Origin of the sequence: Nocardioides scoriae (assembly GCF_900104965.1) — a bacterium.
GTDB lineage: Bacteria > Actinomycetota > Actinomycetes > Propionibacteriales > Nocardioidaceae > Marmoricola > Marmoricola scoriae.
The window spans coordinates 1,992,894-2,008,516 of sequence record NZ_LT629757.1 but is presented as its reverse complement, the minus strand read 5'-3'; the positions used below and the strand labels follow the sequence as shown (position 1 = coordinate 2,008,516).

Annotated in this window: 15 protein-coding genes; 8 read left to right on the top strand and 7 right to left on the bottom strand. The window is 74.3% G+C overall.

From position 1 onward, the window contains the following. Nucleotides 1–39 precede the first annotated feature (39 nt). The 3 genes from BLU55_RS19455 (at nt 40) to BLU55_RS09575 (ending at nt 4,230) form a co-directional block, all read left to right on the top strand. On the top strand, nt 40–1,914 hold the full coding sequence (locus BLU55_RS19455) for a helix-turn-helix domain-containing protein (RefSeq protein ID WP_172833895.1): 1,875 nt from the start codon (nt 40–42) through the stop codon (nt 1,912–1,914). A gap of 89 nt (nt 1,915–2,003) precedes the next feature. Further along, nucleotides 2,004–2,798 carry a 3-hydroxybutyrate dehydrogenase gene (locus BLU55_RS09580; protein ID WP_091728908.1) on the top strand — a complete coding sequence of 265 codons (795 nt, stop codon included), beginning with the start codon at nt 2,004–2,006 and terminating at the stop codon, nt 2,796–2,798. A gap of 64 nt (nt 2,799–2,862) precedes the next feature. Next, nucleotides 2,863–4,230: an MFS transporter gene (locus BLU55_RS09575; protein ID WP_091728905.1), complete on the top strand. Its 1,368-nt coding sequence runs from the start codon at nt 2,863–2,865 to the stop codon at nt 4,228–4,230. Nucleotides 4,231–4,361: 131 nt separating this feature from the next. On the opposite strand, the gene BLU55_RS09570 is transcribed toward BLU55_RS09575, so the two are convergent. Then, complete coding sequence (locus tag BLU55_RS09570; RefSeq protein WP_091728903.1) at nt 4,362–4,934, bottom strand: YdeI/OmpD-associated family protein; 573 nt, start codon at nt 4,932–4,934, stop codon at nt 4,362–4,364. Nucleotides 4,935–4,959: 25 nt separating this feature from the next. On the opposite strand from BLU55_RS09570, the gene BLU55_RS09565 reads away from it, so the two are divergent. Then, nucleotides 4,960–5,565 carry a histone deacetylase gene (locus BLU55_RS09565; protein ID WP_091728900.1) on the top strand — a complete coding sequence of 202 codons (606 nt, stop codon included), beginning with the start codon at nt 4,960–4,962 and terminating at the stop codon, nt 5,563–5,565. A 129-nt stretch (nt 5,566–5,694) separates the two neighbouring features. Here the strand turns inward: BLU55_RS09565 and BLU55_RS09560 are convergent, their stop codons facing one another. The 5 genes from BLU55_RS09560 to BLU55_RS09540 all read right to left on the bottom strand — a co-directional run bounded on the left by BLU55_RS09560 (nt 5,695) and on the right by BLU55_RS09540 (nt 9,085). Next, nucleotides 5,695–6,363: an anti-sigma factor family protein gene (locus BLU55_RS09560; protein ID WP_091728897.1), complete on the bottom strand. Its 669-nt coding sequence runs from the start codon at nt 6,361–6,363 to the stop codon at nt 5,695–5,697. After that, a complete protein-coding gene (locus BLU55_RS09555) occupies nt 6,360–6,914 on the bottom strand; it encodes a sigma-70 family RNA polymerase sigma factor (RefSeq protein WP_091728894.1) in 555 nt (184 codons plus the stop codon). Before BLU55_RS09555 ends, BLU55_RS09560 begins: the two co-directional genes overlap by 4 nt. 22 nt (nt 6,915–6,936) lie before the next feature. Next, a complete protein-coding gene (locus tag BLU55_RS09550; protein ID WP_091728891.1) occupies nt 6,937–7,758 on the bottom strand; it encodes a DUF4394 domain-containing protein in 822 nt (273 codons plus the stop codon). Nucleotides 7,759–7,895: 137 nt separating this feature from the next. Next, the gene (locus BLU55_RS09545) at nt 7,896–8,576 is read right to left on the bottom strand and encodes a hypothetical protein (protein WP_091728888.1); all 681 of its coding nucleotides are present in this window, start codon (nt 8,574–8,576) and stop codon (nt 7,896–7,898) included. After that, nucleotides 8,573–9,085, bottom strand: coding sequence for a SigE family RNA polymerase sigma factor (locus BLU55_RS09540; protein WP_231917133.1), 513 nt, complete (start codon nt 9,083–9,085; stop codon nt 8,573–8,575). Before BLU55_RS09540 ends, BLU55_RS09545 begins: the two co-directional genes overlap by 4 nt. Before the next feature lie 116 nt (nt 9,086–9,201). Between BLU55_RS09540 and BLU55_RS09535 the strand changes: the two genes are divergently transcribed. The 4 genes from BLU55_RS09535 to BLU55_RS09520 are packed head-to-tail and all read left to right on the top strand — an operon-like array spanning nt 9,202 to nt 15,131. Beyond that, nucleotides 9,202–10,479, top strand: coding sequence for a NupC/NupG family nucleoside CNT transporter (locus BLU55_RS09535; RefSeq protein WP_091728882.1), 1,278 nt, complete (start codon nt 9,202–9,204; stop codon nt 10,477–10,479). Nucleotides 10,480–10,528: 49 nt separating this feature from the next. Then, a complete protein-coding gene (locus BLU55_RS09530) occupies nt 10,529–12,184 on the top strand; it encodes an AMP-binding protein (protein WP_091728880.1) in 1,656 nt (551 codons plus the stop codon). Between the two features lie 16 nt (nt 12,185–12,200). Continuing rightward, on the top strand, nt 12,201–13,853 hold the full coding sequence (locus BLU55_RS09525) for a DUF885 domain-containing protein (protein WP_091728877.1): 1,653 nt from the start codon (nt 12,201–12,203) through the stop codon (nt 13,851–13,853). A 42-nt stretch (nt 13,854–13,895) separates the two neighbouring features. Continuing rightward, a complete protein-coding gene (locus BLU55_RS09520; protein ID WP_091733700.1) occupies nt 13,896–15,131 on the top strand; it encodes an AGE family epimerase/isomerase in 1,236 nt (411 codons plus the stop codon). On the opposite strand, the gene BLU55_RS09515 is transcribed toward BLU55_RS09520, so the two are convergent. Next, nucleotides 15,082–15,540: a hypothetical protein gene (locus tag BLU55_RS09515; RefSeq protein ID WP_091728874.1), complete on the bottom strand. Its 459-nt coding sequence runs from the start codon at nt 15,538–15,540 to the stop codon at nt 15,082–15,084. The two genes, BLU55_RS09520 and BLU55_RS09515, sit on opposite strands and share 50 nt — an antisense overlap. Between the last annotated feature and the right edge of the window lie 83 nt (nt 15,541–15,623).

Here is a 15,623-nt window from a genome sequence, read left to right as displayed (position 1 = left end):
CCGTCGAATCCTACGGGCGGGCTGCGAGAGGATCAGCCCGTGGACGTGGGAGCGGAGGTGCTGGAGCTGCTGCTGGCCGGTGGGTCGCGCGAGGAGCTCGACGCCGTGCTCGCCCGCGCCCACCCCGCAGCCGGGACCGACGGCGGCCCCGGGGCGGCCGGCCCCAGCGCCACCGACCTGGCCTGGCTGCGCGAGCTGGCCCACCGGCTCCAGGCCCAGGCCGAGCGGCAGCGCTCCCGGGAGGCCGAGCTGTCGGCCCTCTACGAGACCGCGCGCGACCTGACCGCGATCCGCGACCTCGACGCCATCCTGGCCGCGATCGTGCGCCGCGCCCGGCAGCTGCTCGGCGCCGACATGACCTACCTGTCGCTCAACGACGCGCCCGACGGCGCGTCGTACATGAAGGTGACCGACGGGGCGCTGACCCCGGAGTTCCGCCGGCTGCGGCTGCCGCTCGGCACCGGCCTGCTGGGGCTGGTGGCGCAGTCGGGAGCGCCGTACTTCACCGAGGACTACCAGGCCGACGAGCGGTTCCTGCACCGCGAGTACATCGACACCGCGGTGGAGGGCGAGCAGATCCGCGCCATCCTCGGCGTCCCCCTGATGGTCGAGGGCGTGGTGATCGGCGCCCTGCTCGCGGTGCACCGGCGGGTGCGGCCGTTCCCGGCCAACGAGGTCACGCTGCTGACGTCGTTCGCCGCCCACGCGGCCGTGGCGCTGGAGAACGCCCGGCTCTTCGAGCGCGCCCGCGCCGCGGTCGCCGACGCCGACGCCGCGACCGAGGCGCTGGTCGCCCGCAACCAGGCCTCCGAGCGGGCCGCGCACGCCCACGACCTGCTCACCGACACGCTGCTGCACCAGGGCGGGGTCGGCGAGGTGGCCGAGGTGCTGGCGGAGGTGCTCGGCGGCGCCGTGGAGGTGTACGACGACGCGGGCCGCGTCCTCGCCGGTCCCGGGTCCGCACGTCCGGTCGACGTGGACGACGCCGTCGGCGAGGCCCTCGCCTCGGGTCGCTGCGTGCGCACCGAGGACGGCTCGTGGATCGCCGTGGCCGCCGCGGGCGAGGAGCACCTCGGCACCCTCGTGCTGCGCACCGACGGCCCCATGGGCCTGCCCGAGCGCCGCACCCTGGAGCGGGCGGCGCTGGTGACGGCGATGGTGCTGCTCTTCGGGCGCAGCGAGGCCGAGGCCGAGAGCCGGGTGCGCGGCGAGCTGCTCGTCGACCTGCTCGGCACCCGTCGCCTCGACCCGGTGCGGGTGCGCGAGCGGGCCCGCCAGCAGGGTGCCGACCTCGACGGCGCGCTGGCGCTCGCGGTCGCCCGGCACGCCTCGGAGCGGGCCGGCCAGCGGGTGGTCGCCGGCCTGGCCAGGGAGCGGCGCGGGCTCGGTGCGGTCCACGAGGGCCAGCTGGTGCTGCTGGCGGCGGGGGACCCCCGCGAGCTCGGCCGCGAGCTCCAGGACCGGCTCGACGGCGCGACCGTGGGCGTCGCCCGGGTCGAGGACGCCGTGGGCGGGGTGGCCTCGGCGTGGCACGAGGCCAGGCGCACGCTGACCGTGCTGTTCCGGCTGGGCCGCACCGGCGAGGTCGCCGACGCGGCGACCCTGGGCCTGGCCCGGCTGCTGCTGGGCGACAACGGCCCCGAGCAGGTCGACGAGTTCATCGAGCAGGCGCTGGGCCCGCTGCTGCGCTACGACGCCGAGCGCGAGACCCGGCTGGTCGAGACGGTGTCGGTCTGGTTCGCGGCCAGCGGCAGCCTGCGCGACGCGGCCGAGCAGCTCCACGTGCACCCCAACACGGTCACGCAGCGGCTCGACCGGGTGGGCCGGCTTCTCGGCGACGGGTGGCGCGAGGGCAGCCGCCGGCTCGAGGTGCAGCTCGCGCTCCAGACCCACCAGCTGCGCGACCTGATGTGAGACCGGTGTGGTGGCACCACATCTCGAGGGCTTGATCGTGGTGCCGCACACATGGCAGTGGCGGGGGTCACACCCGTAGCGTCCCAAGCATGACCTCGACCAGCCCCGCGGCGGACCCGTCCGCCACCGCCGGACCCCTCGCCGGCCGCACCGCCCTCGTCACCGGCGCCGCCAGCGGCATCGGCCGCGCGGTCGCCACCCGGCTCGCCGAGCAGGGCGCGTCGCTGCTGCTGCTCGACGTCAACGAGGCCGGGGCCCGCGAGGCCGCCGAGCAGGTCGGGGGCGAGGCACTGACCGCCGACCTCTCGGACCGCACCGCCATCGAGGCCCTCGGCCTCGGCGAGCGCGGCATCGACGTCCTGGTCAACAATGCGGGCATCCAGCACGTCGCCCCGATCGAGGACTTCGACCCCGAGCGCTTCGAGCTGATCCACCGGATCATGCTCCAGGCGCCGTTCCACCTGACCCGCGCGGTCCTGCCCGGCATGTACGCCGCCGGCTGGGGCCGGATCGTCCACCTGTCCTCGGTGCACGGCCACCGCGCCTCGGCGTACAAGTCGGCCTACGTCAGCGCCAAGCACGGGCTCGAGGGCCTGTCCAAGGTGATCGCCCTCGAGGGTGCGGCCAAGGGGGTCACCAGCAACACGGTCTGCCCGGGCTACGTCCGCACCCCGCTCGTGGAGGGCCAGGTCGCCGACCAGGCCCGCAGCCACGGCATCGCCGAGGACGAGGTCCTCGAGCAGGTGCTGCTCGCCCGCACGCCGGTCAAGCGGCTCGTCGAGCCCGAGGAGGTCGCGCACCTCGTCGGCTTCCTGTGCGGCCCGGGCACCGACTCGATCAACGGCCAGTCCTACCTCATGGACGGCGGCTGGACCGCGCAGTAGCGCCGTCGCCGCACCCCACCCACCCGCTTCCTCCACGACCGACCCACACCCAGGAGATCTGAGCATGTCATCGACCACCCACGGGGCCACGAGCCCCGAGACCGAGACGTCCGGACCGGGCATCGTCAAGGTCGTCTTCGCCAGCCTGATCGGCACCGCCGTCGAGTGGTACGACTTCTTCCTCTACGGCTCCGCCGCCGCGCTGGTCTTCGGCGTGCTGTTCTTCCCCGAGGGCGACGCCGTCACCGGCACCCTGCTGGCCTTCGGCACCTACGCGCTGGGCTTCCTGGCCCGCCCGCTCGGCGGCGTCGTCTTCGGGCACTTCGGTGACCGGGTCGGCCGCAAGAAGATGCTGGTCACCTCGCTGCTCATGATGGGCATCGCGACCTTCGCGATCGGCCTGCTGCCGACGTACGCCACCATCGGCATCGCCGCGCCGATCCTGCTGCTCGTGTGCCGCCTGGTGCAGGGCTTCGCGGTCGGCGGCGAGTGGGGCGGCGCGGTCCTCATGGCCGCCGAGCACGGCTCCGACGAGCGTCGCGGCTTCTGGTCGTCGTGGCCGCAGGCCGGCGTGGCGCTGGGCAACCTGATCGCCACCGGCGTGCTGTTCGTGCTGGCCGCCTTCCAGAGCGAGGCCGCGTTCGAGGCCTGGGGCTGGCGGATCCCGTTCCTGCTGTCGGCGGTGCTGGTCGTCATCGGCCTGTGGGTCCGGCTCTCGATCGAGGAGTCCCCGGTCTTCAAGGAGGCCCACGCCGAGATCGTGGAGAAGAAGCAGGAGGACAACCACATCCCGATCCTCGAGGTGTTCAAGAACTACCCCCGCGAGGTCTTCTCCGCGATGGGCATGCGGCTGGCCGAGAACACCAGCTACTACATCTTCACGATCATCGTCATCACCTTCGTCACGACGTACGACGGCCAGGAGCGCGGCCCGATCCTGCAGGCGCTGCTCGTCGGCTCGGTCGTGCACTTCGTCTGGATCCCGATCGTGGGCGCCATCTCCGACAAGGTCGGCCGCAAGCCGCTCTACCTCGCCGGCGCCGTCGGGGTGGCCGTGTGGACGCTGTTCTTCTTCTTCCCCCTCGTCGAGAGCGGCACCCAGGGCAACCTGATCCTCGCCGTCGTGGTCGGCCTCATGCTCCACGCGCTGATGTACTCCCCGCAGGCCGCCTTCTTCTCCGAGCTGTTCGGCACCTCGGTGCGCTACACCGGTGCGTCGGTCGGCTACCAGCTCGCCTCCATCGGCGCCGGCGCGATCGCGCCGATCATCGCCCTCGAGCTGCTCGGCTCGGTCGAGGAGTCCAACACCTTCGCGGTCGGCATCTACGTCTCCGTCACCTCGGTGCTGACGATCATCGCCGTGCTCGCCGCCAAGGAGACCCGCAACACCTCGCTGCGCCACGACCGCGTGGTGCGGGGCGCGCACGACTGACCCGCCCGGGCCGCTCGGCCCACCCCGAACCGCCAGGACCGGCCCGCAGACCCCCCGCTGCGGTGCCGGTCCTGTGCGTCCTGGGGGGCTGGTGAGCCTGGGTGCCCCCACCCGGTCGGACCGCGCGCCGCTCAGTCCCGGGGCCGCAGGCCGGCGGCGGTGCGCTCGGCCACCTCGGCCACGCGGCGCTCGCGGGTGGCGGGCCGCCTGGCCTCGACCAGCCACACCAGCGCCGCGCGGCGGGCCGAGCGGCCCAGCGCGTCCCACCGCTCGCGGGCGCCCCGGTCGGCCAGGGCGGCGGCGAGGTCCTCGGGCACGACCAGGGCCTCGACGTCGTCCAGGAGGGTCCAGGACCCGTCGGCCCGGGCGGCGTCGACGACGGCCTCGCCGGGGGGCCGCATCCGGTCGGCGGCGTACAGCTCCTCCAGGCGCAGCTTGTTGGGCCGCGACCACCCACTGCCCGGCGCGCGTCGGGTGAACCACATCATCGTGCGCTCGGCGTCGAGGCCCTTCGAGGTGCTGTCGATCCAGCCCCAGCACAGCGCCTCGCGCACCAGCTCCTCGTACGACGGGGCCGGCCGCCCGGTGGCGCGCTTCCACCACACCACCCACACGCCACCCGGGTCGGCGTGGTGCTCGGCCAGCCACGCGCCCCACGCCGCCACGTCCTCGACGTGGAGCCGCTCCGCGTCCGCCTGGCCCATGGGCTCGACGCTAGTCTCGCGGGCGATGTCCGAGCCAGCCGATGCCGCGACCCTGGTCTGGTACGTCAGCTACGGCTCCAACATGAGCAGCGCCCGGCTCGCCGCCTACCTCGCCGGCGGCGCGCCCGCGGGCGGGCGTCGCGCCAACCCCGGGGCGCGCGACCCGAGCCCGCCGCGGCGCAGCGAGCCGGTCGACCTGCCCGGGGCGCTCTACTTCGCCGGGGAGTCGCCGCAGTGGGGCGGCGGGGTGGCGTTCTACGACCACGACGCGACCGACCGCGGGCCGACCCGTGCCCGCGCGTACCTCCTGACGGCGGCGCAGCTCGCCGACGTGGCGGCCCAGGAGATGTACCGCGTGCCCGGCGCCGGCCACCCCGTCGAGGCGGTGCTGCTCGCCGGCGTCGACGGACGCCACCAGGTCGGGCCCGGCCGCTACGAGACGCTCCTCGACGTCGGCCGCCTCGACGGCCACCCGCTGCTGGTCCTCACCTCGCCCCACGGCCTCGGTGCCGTCGAGCACACCCGGCCGTCCCCGGCGTACGTCGAGGTGCTCGCCACCGGTCTCCGCGAGTCGCGCGGCTGGGGCGCGGCCGAGGTCGCGGCGTACGTCGCGCGGGTGGTGGGGGACTGACGGGTGCGTGGCGGGGGGTGACGGGCTGCGGTTTCCCAAGGCCCCTTGGGAAACCGGGCTGTCCGAACGGCGCGCACGCGACACGCCGCACCCCCGGGTGCCGTGCGGTCGGACGACCCCGGCCCACCCTCAGAACGTCGAGGTCACCACGACCCGGCCGGTGTCGTCGCGGACCTCGAAGCCGGCGGCGCGGTCGCGCAGGACCGAGCTGTTGAGGTTGCAGTCCATCTCGCGGGCGCCGGTGCCGACGAACTCGCCGGCGGGGTACCGCTCGCCGTCGGTGCCGAGGACGGCGACCCGGTAGCGATCGCCGGGGGCGAAGCCGGACGCGTGCAGCTTCACCTCGACGCCCCAGGTGTGGGCGACCAGGGCGGCGGTGGCGTCCACGCCGGGCGCGCGGTCCACGACGCCCACGGCCTCGGTCGGCACGGCCGGGGCGTCCTCGGCCACGAGCCGCTGCACGCCGAGGGCGGCTACCACGGCCACCGCGGCCGCCACGGTCGCGACGCCTGCGGCGCGGGCCCAGCCGCGGCGGCGCTCGTCGCGGGCGGCGTGGCCCACCGCGCCGGCGACGCGGTCGCCGAGGTCGGCGGGCGGCTCGTCCGGTGCCGTGCGGTCGGGGGAGCCGCGCAGCGCTGCGAGCGCACCGGCGACCGGGGTCAGCTCGGCGAGCTCGGCGGTGCAGGAGGCGCAGTCGTCGAGGTGCTCCTCCAGGCGCTCGGTCTCGGCGGCGGGCAGCTGCCCCAGGACGTAGGCCCCGAGGTCCACCCGGAGCTGCTCGTGCTCGCGCTCGGTCACAGCGACACCTCCATCTCCTCCATCACGACCCGCAGTGCCTTGAGGCCGTAGAACACCCGGCTCCGCAGCGTGCTGACGGGGATCCCGAGCTCGGCGGCCACCTCGTCGTAGGGCCGGTCGGCCAGGTAGGTCTCCTCCAGCGCCCGTCGGTGGTCCTCGCCCAGCCGGCGCAGGCCCTCCTCGACCAGCCACCGGTGCACCAGACCCTCCCACGCGTCGGGGGAGGTGGCCGGCGCCTGCGCCAGCGTGGCGGGGTCGGCGAGCGAGCGCAGCCAGGGCCGTGCGCCGCGGGCACGGTGGAGGTCGATGACCACGTTGCGGGCGATCCCGAACAGCCAGGTCCGCAGCGCGGCGACCTGGGGGTCGTAGCGCTCGCGGGCCCGCCACGCCCGCAGGAAGGTCTCCTGCACGGCGTCCTGCGCCAGGCCCGCGTCGCCGAGCCCGCGCAGGGCGAAGCGGTAGAGCTCGCCGCCGTGCGCGGCGTACGCCTCGCGCACCCCCTCCTCCCGGGACAGGGAGGGGGTGCGCGAGGTGCGGCGGGTCAGCGCCATGGGTCCGAGCAGCTCCCGGGGGTCAGCGTCCGATCGGGACGGCGATGTCGCTGACCTGCAGCGAGCGGGGGAAGCGGCCGCGGTCGTCGAGGTCACCGCTGAGCAGCGAGACCTGGTAGAGACGGTAGGCCCCCTTGACCTGCAGCGTCGCGAACCCCGTGCTCCGCGTGCCGATGACGTCGAAGCCCGCGTCGCTGCCGGCGTCGACCCCGAGCTTGCCGGTGGGTGCGAGCGTCCCGGCGTTGGCCGGCACCTGCGTGGCGACCTGGTCGAGCGCGGTGTCGAGGTCGAACAGGGTGGTCGCGGTGTCCGGGTCGAGGTCGTTGTTGGTGTACGCCGCCGCGGCGATGCCGGTGGCCGGCGTGGTGGCCGGCGGGTAGGTCAGTCCGCCGTCGGCGATCGTCGCGCCGCCCGGGTTGACGTCGTGGCGCAGGTTCTGGCCGGTGTTGCTGACCACCCGCAGCCGGTCGGCGGCGGGGTTGAAGTCGACGCCGAAGCTGCTGCCCGAGAGCGCCACCGTCAGCTGGCTGACCTTGGTGGCGCGGGCCTTGCTGCCGATCGTGTAGACGCCGCCCTGGTCGCCCACGGCGTACAGCTTGCGGTCCTGCACGCGGTGGTCGATCCCGACCACCGAGGTGTCGCCGACGAGCCCGGTGATCGTGCCGACCCGCTTCGTCCGCTCCGGCCGGGTGAGGGGGAACGACACCAGGGTGCTGCCGTCGACGAGCCCGACGGCCGTGCGGGCCGGGGCCTTGCGGGTGGCCTCGGCGCTGGTGGCGGCGAGCGGGACGGCGAGGGCGGCGGCGAGGCCACCGGCGACGAGGGCGGTGCGGGTGCGGTTCATGCGAGAGGCTCCTTGGGAGGGGTACGTCGGTCGCGTGCACCGGTGACTACGGCCCCCGCGCCTCCTGCGTTGACGCCGCGTCGGAGAAAGTTCGCGGCGCCCCTCCGGACCCCGGTCCGGCTGCCCCCCTCGACCCCTCAGCCGTCGATGTAGAACGCGGTGACCAGCGTCTCGTCCGGCAGCGGCCGGCCCGTCTCGCGCAGCCGCAGCACCACCGTGCGGCCGATCTCGTCGGGCACCGACACCAGGCTGGGACGCCCGCGGGGCACGGCCACCCACGGGCCGTCGTTGACGCGGTAGCTCAGCCGGGAGCGGCTCGTCGCGCCGACCGCCCCGACCATGGCGTGCAGCCCGGGGTGCGGCCCGATGATCGTCGAGGAGTACCACCGCTGGGTGCGCCCCTGGTCGCGGGTGCGGACGCTGCTCAGGCTGGTGCGGAACAGGCCCAGGTCGTCGAGGCGCACGTGGTCGGCGGCGACGCACTCGGGGGTCTCGGCCAGGCACGCGCCGCCGAGGACCTCCCAGTCCTGGCGGGGCTCCCCGACGACGGCAGGCGCCGCCGAGGGCGACCCGGTCGGGGAGGGCGAGGCGACGGTCGCGGGCGGCACGTCGGTGTCGTCGCCGACCAGCCGCGGCACCACGGCGACGGCGACAACCGCGGCGGCGGCGGCCAGCACCAGCCCGGCGTGGCGCAGGCCGTGGGGCGGGGGCGTGTGCCGGCCCGGTCGGTCGGGCAGGGCCGGAGCCGGCAGGGCCCAGTCCTCGGTGGCGCGGGCGCGCTCGCGCAGCTCCCGGCGCAGGTCGTCGGTGGTCCTCATCGCAGTGCCTGCCTCTCGTCGCTGCGGCCCTGGCGGTCGGCGGTCAGCGCCGGGTCGACACCCAGCGTCCGCAGCGCCTTGTGGGTCTGGCTCTTCACGGTGCCGACGGTGGTGCCCATCAGCTCGGCGACCTGCGCCTCGGTCAGGTCCTCGTAGAACCGCAGCACCACCACCGCGCGCTGGCGGCGGGGGAGCCGGTCGAGGGCGTCGCGCAGGTCCAGCGACCCGGAGCGGTCGTCCTCCCGGGCGGGGTCGGCGCCCTCCGGCAGGTCCCCGGTCGGCTGCTCGCCGTGCCAGCGGCGCCGCCACCACGAGGCGTACGTCGTGACCATCGTCCGGCGCGCGAACGCCTCGGGGCTGGTGTGGATCGTGGCCCACGCGCGCCACGTGGCCAGCAGGGTGGCCTGGTAGAGGTCCTCGGCGGCGTGCCGCTGGCCCGCGAGCAGCCCGGCGGTGGTGAGCAGTCGTCGCCCGCTGCGGTCCACGAAGGCCTCGAACTCGACGTCCACCGCGGCTCCTCCCCGGTCGTGCCACCGCCCCGGTGCGGTGGGTCCAGTGTCATGGACGCGGTGGGGGTCGCCGATGGTTGCCCGCACCCGCCCGCGGACTGGCAGCATGCGGGGGCATGGGTGAGCTCAGGGGCCTCCTCGGTCTGGCACTGCTGCTGGCGGTCGCCGTCGCGTGCTCGCGCCACCGGCGCGGCATCAGCCTGCGCACGGTCGGCGCGGCCCTGGCGCTGCAGGTCGCCTTCGCCGTGCTGGTGCTGCGGTGGGGCCCGGGGGAGGCGGCGCTGCGCTGGGTCTCGGGACGGGTGGAGGCGCTGGTCGGCTTCACCGAGGAGGGCACCCGCTTCGTGTTCGGCTCGCTGCTCGACGTCGGCCCCGAGGACAGCCCGGTGTTCGCGCTCCAGGTGCTGCCGGTCATCGTCTTCCTCGGCGCCCTGGTCTACCTGCTGTTCTACCTGCGGGTGGTCCAGTGGGTCACCTTCGTGCTGGGGGGTGCGATCGCGTGGCTGCTGGGGGTCTCGCGCGTGGAGTCGATGTACGCCGCCACGGTGATCTTCCTGGGCCAGAGCGAGGCGCCGCTGGTGGTCGCGCCGTACCTGCGCCGGCTCCGGACGCCGCAGCTGTTCGCCCTCATGACCGGGGGCTTCGCGGCGGCCGCGGGCTCGACGCTGGTGGGCTACTCCCTGCTCGGCGCGCCCCTGGAGTACCTCCTGGCCGCCACCGTGATGAACGCCCCCGCGGGCCTGCTCATGGCCAAGATCATCTGGCCCGACAGCACCCCCGAGCCCGCCTGGGCCGAGCGTCCCGACGAGCCCCACGACCCGGGGGAGCCCGAGGAGCCGGAGGAGTTCGACGTGCGCGCGGTGCGCGACGAGGAGTCGGCCAACGTCATCGACGCCATCGGCCGCGGCGCGCTCGCGGGCGGGCGCATCGCGGTGACCGTCGGCGCCCTTCTGGTCGCGTTCGTGGCCCTGATCGCGATGGCCAACGCCGCGCTGTCGCGGGTCGGCGGCTGGGTCGGCGCCGACGGGCTCACCTTCCAGGGCCTGCTCGGCGGGGCGCTCTCGCCGCTGGCGTGGTTGCTGGGGGTGCCGTGGTCCGAGGCCTCCGAGGCGGGGTCCTTGATCGGCCAGAAGACGATCCTCAACGAGTTCGTGGCGTACGCCGACTTCGGCCCCCAGGTCGACCAGCTCTCCCCGGTCACGGTCGTGATCGTCACCTTCGCGCTCGCCGGCTTCGCCAACCTGGCCTCCATCGCGATCCAGATCGGCACCTACTCCTCGCTGGTGCCCGAGCGCCGCGCCCAGGTGGCGCGCCTCGGGCTGCTGGCGCTGCTGGCGGGGTCGCTGGCCAACCTGGCCAACGCCGCGATCGCGGGGCTGGTGGTCGCGGTCTAGGACCGCGCGGGTGTGGTCCACGTCACGCCGGCGTGACTAGGGTGCGGGCATGGAGTCCTACGCCGCCGGGGAGACCACGCCGGCCCTGATCGACCAGACCATCGGTGCCAGCTTCGAGAGCACCGTCGCGGCGCACGGCGACAACGAGGCGCTGGTGGAGTTCGCCACCGGACGGCGCTGGACCTACGCCGAGCTCGACCGCGACGTCGACGCCCTGGGTCGCGGCCTCATGGGGGCCGGCGTCGAGAAGGGCGACCGGGTCGGCGTCTGGGCGCCCAACTGCGCGGAGTGGACGATCGCGCAGTTCGCCACGGCCAAGATCGGCGCCGTGCTGGTCAACGTCAACCCGAGCTACCGCACCCACGAGTTCTCCTACGCCCTGCAGCAGTCGGGGATGAAGTTGCTCATCAGCGCCGAGAGCTTCAAGGCCAGCGACTACCGCGCCATGATCCAGGAGGTCACCGCGGCGCAGGGGGCCGAGCACCAGCTTGAGCGGGTCGTCCACATCGGCACGCCCGACTGGGACGCGCTGCTCGCCGAGGGGGAGGGCCTGCCCGACGACGCGGTCGCGCAGCGGATGGCCACCCTGGCGCCGAGCGACCCGATCAACATCCAGTACACCTCGGGCACCACGGGCTACCCCAAGGGCGCGACCCTGAGCCACACCAACATCCTCAACAACGGCTTCTTCGTCACCGAGCTGATCAACTTCACCCACGAGGACCGGCTCTGCATCCCGGTGCCCTTCTACCACTGCTTCGGCATGGTGATGGGCAACCTCGGGTGCACCACCCACGGCGCCACGATGGTGATCCCGGCCCCCGGCTTCGACCCCGAGACGACGCTGCGCTGCGTCGAGGCCGAGCGCTGCACGGGGCTGTACGGCGTGCCGACGATGTTCATCGCGATGCAGAACCACCCGACCTTCGCCGAGCACGACCTCTCCAGCCTGCGCACCGGCTGCATGGCCGGGTCCATCTGCCCGGTCGAGGTGATGAAGCGCTGCATCGAGGACATGCACATGGAGCAGGTCTCGATCGCCTACGGCATGACCGAGACGTCCCCGGTCTCCGCGCAGACCCGCGACGACGACGACCTGGAGCGGCGTACCTCCACGATCGGGCGGGTGCACCCGCACGTCGAGCTCCGGGTGGTCGACCCGGCGACGGGGGAGACCGTCGAGCGGGGAACGCCCGGCGAGCTGTGCACCCGGGGCTACTCGGTGATGCTCGGCTACTGGGAGGACGAGGAGAAGACCCGCGAGGCCGTCGACGCCGACGGGTGGATGCACACCGGCGACCTGGCCGAGATGCGCGAGGACGGCTACCTCAACATCGTGGGCCGCATCAAGGACATGGTGATCCGCGGCGGGGAGAACATCTACCCGCGCGAGATCGAGGAGTTCCTCTACACCCATCCCGACGTCCAGGACGTGCAGGTCATCGGGGTGCCCGACGAGCGCTACGGCGAGGAGCTGTGCGCCTGGATCAAGCTGCGCGACGGGGCGCAGCCGCTCGACACCGAGGGGGTGCGCGCGTTCGCGACCGGGAAGCTCGCGCACTACAAGATCCCGCGCTACGTGATGCTCGTCGAGGAGTTCCCGATGACCGTGACGGGCAAGATCCGCAAGGTCCAGATGCGCGAGGAGACCACCGAGAAGCTCGGGCTCGTCGGGGCCGGGCACGGTGCCGACCAGCGCCGCTGACCCGTAGGTTGGCCGCATGAGCGACAGCATCACCTCCCTGGCCGAGGACTACTGGCAGCACCACCTCTCCACCCACCCGACCGAGGCGCACCTCGTCGGCCGCACCGAGTGGGCCGGCGAGTTCGAGGGCGCGACCCGCGCCGACGAGGACGCCCAGGTCGAGGCGCTGCGCGGCTTCGCGGCCCGTGCCGAGGCGCTGGACCCCGCGGGGCTGGACCCGCAGGAGGTGCTCACCCGCGAGGTGCTGCTGGCCCACACCCGGGCCAGCGCCGACGTGCTGGAGACCCGCCTCGGCGAGATGGCCGCCGACCCGATCTTCGGCCTGCAGGTCTCGATGGGGATCATCGCGCCGATGCTGGCGCTGCCGACGCCCGAGGTCGCCGAGGCGCTGGTGGGCAAGTACGCCGCCATCGGCCGCCACCTCCACGAGCTCGCCGAGCGCCAGCGCGAGGGCATCGCCTCGGGCCGGCTCCCGGCCGCCTTCGCGGTGGCCGACACCGTGGCCCAGCTCGACGCCCGCCTCGCCGGCCCGGTCGCCGACGACCCGCTGCTGCTCACCTCGACGCCGCCGTCCGGCATCGACGTCGACGGCTGGAAGGCGCGGCTGCGCGAGGTCGTCGAGACCGAGGTGCGGCCCGGCCTCGCGGCGTACCGCGCGGTGCTGCGCAACGAGGTGCTGCCCCTGGCGCGCCCCGACGAGCAGGTCGGCCTGACCCACCTGCCCGGTGGTGACGAGGCGTACGCCGCGCTGCTGCGCTACTTCACCACCACCGACAAGAGCGCCCAGGAGATCCACGACATCGGCTTGGCGCAGGTCGCCCAGCTCGCCGAGGAGTACCGCGCGCTCGGCCCCGAGGTGGTCGGCACCGCCGACCTCGCCGCCATCTTCGAGGCGATGCGGACGGACCCGGCGCTGCACTTCGAGCACGGCGAGCAGCTCGTCGAGGCCTCCGAGGTCGCGATGCAGCGGGCGTGGGACGCGATGCCGCAGTGGTTCGAGACGCTGCCGCAGGCCCGCTGCGTCGTGCAGGCCACGACGTCGGGCGCCAAGGCGTTCTACTTCCCGCCCTCGGCCGACGGCAGCCGCGGCGGCACCTTCTTCATCAACGTCGACGACCCCTCGGCGTGGGGCACCTTCGAGCTCGAGGCGATGGCCTTCCACGAGGGCATCCCCGGCCACCACCTGCAGCTCGCGATCGCCGGCGAGCTCACCACCGTGCCCGAGTTCCGCAAGCACCTGCACAACGCGGCGTACGCCGAGGGCTGGGGTCTCTACACCGAGCGGCTGGCCGACGAGATGGGCCTCTACTCAGGCCCCGTCGACCGGATGGGGATGTACGCCGCCGACTCGATGCGCGCGTGCCGCCTCGTCGTCGACACCGGGATGCACGCCCTCGGCTGGAGCCGCGAGCAGGCGGTGCAGTACATGGTCGACAACTCGCCCCTCGCCGAGGGCGTCGTGCGCCCCGAGATCGACCGCTACGCCGTCACCCCGGGCCAGGCCTGCAGCTACATGATCGGCCGCCTGGAGATCCAGCGGATGCGCCGCGAGGCCGAGGAGCGGCAGGGGAGCGACTTCTCGCTGCCGGCCTTCCACTCCGCCGTCCTCGACTCCGGCTCGCTGCCCCTCGGGGTGCTCGACGACGTGGTGGTGGCCCGGCTGGGCTGAGCGGCTCGGGCCGTCACGCCACGACGGCCTAGGGTGCAGACCATGACCTGGCTCGGCAACCCCCGGCACCACCGCGTGCTGCAGCAGGAGACGGAGTCCCTGCTCGACTTCGGGCGGGCGTCGGTGCACCCCGACGGCGGCTTCGCCTGGCTCGACGAGGACGGACGGCCCGAGCTCGACCGGCCGGCGGCGCTGTGGATCACCTGTCGGATGACCCACGCCTACAGCCTCGGGCTGATGCTCGACCTGCCCGGCTGCGCCGAGCTCGTCGACCACGGCCTCGCCGCACTCACGGGGCGGCTGCGCGACGCCGACCACGGGGGCTGGTGGCCGGCGGTGGGCCCCGACGGGCCCGAGGCACGGGTCAAGGAGGCCTACGGGCACGCCTTCGTGGTGCTCGCCGGCGCCAGCGCGACGGCCGCCGGACGCCCTGGCGCCCGCGCGCTGCTCGACGAGGCGGTCGCGGTGCTGCTCGAGCACTTCTGGGACGACGAGGCCGGGATGGTCGTCGAGGAGTGGGACGCCGCGTGGACCACGTGCGACGACTACCGCGGCGTCAACGCCAACATGCACGCGGTCGAGGCGCTGCTCGCGGCCGCCGACGTGCTCGAGGACGACGGCCTGCGCGACCGCGCGCTGCGGATCACCGAGCGGGTCGTGCGCGACCTCGCCCCGGCCCACCACTGGCGGATCCCGGAGCACTTCGACGCCTCGTGGACCCCGCAGCTGGACTACCACGTCGACGAGCCGGCCCACCCGTTCCGCCCCTACGGCGCCACCATCGGCCACTGGCTGGAGTGGTCCCGGCTGACGCTGCACCTGCGGGCCTCGCTGCGCGCGCTGGGGGAGCCGGTCCCCGACTGGATGCTCGACCACGCCCGGTCGCTCTTCGACGCCTCCGTGGCCGAGGGCTGGGCGGTCGACGGCGCCGAGGGCTTCGTCTACACCGTCGACTGGGACGGCCGGCCGGTGGTGCGCGAGCGGATGCACTGGGTGGTCGCCGAGGCGATCGCGACGGCCGCGGCGCTGCACACGACGACCGGCGACCCGGCGTACGACCGGTGGTACCGCACCTGGTTCGAGTACGTCGCCAGCACCGTCCGCGACCACGAGCGCGGGAGCTGGCACCACGAGCTGTCGCCCACCAACGGGCCGAGCGGCATCACCTGGCCGGGCAAGCCCGACATCTACCACGCGGTGGGCGCGACGCTCGTGCCGCGGCTGCCGCTCAGCCCCGCGATGGCCGTCGCGCTGCGCGACGGGATGCTGCGCGACTGAGGCCTCGCACGGCGAGCACGCCGGCGGCCGCCACGAGGAACTCCTGGGGCAGCCGACGCGGCGACTCGTGCTGGATCCGCACGTGGAAGGCGTCCACCGCGGCCGGGAACGGCGAGGCCCCGAAGAACAGCCGGCCGGGCTTGTCGAGGTCGGGCAGGCACGCGCCGACCACCCCGGCCAGGACCCGCACCCGGGCGTCCGCCTCGGTGGTGCGCCACACCCACGCGATCGCGCCCAGGCCCACCAGGCCGTCGGGCACCGCCACCTGCAGGAAGATCGAGTCGTCGCCCCAGTGGGGCACCACGTCGAGCGCAAAGTGCGAGCCCACGCCCGCGAGGAGCGCCGTGGCCGGACCGGGCGCCGCGCGCCCCACCAGGGCGCCGGACAGGACGTGGTTGGTGATCAGCACGTGACGAACCTAGGCCGCCTGCCTGCCAGGAACCTGAGAACCCCGTGTCGCGCGGGTGAACCCCGCCCGTCGCCCCGCCCGTC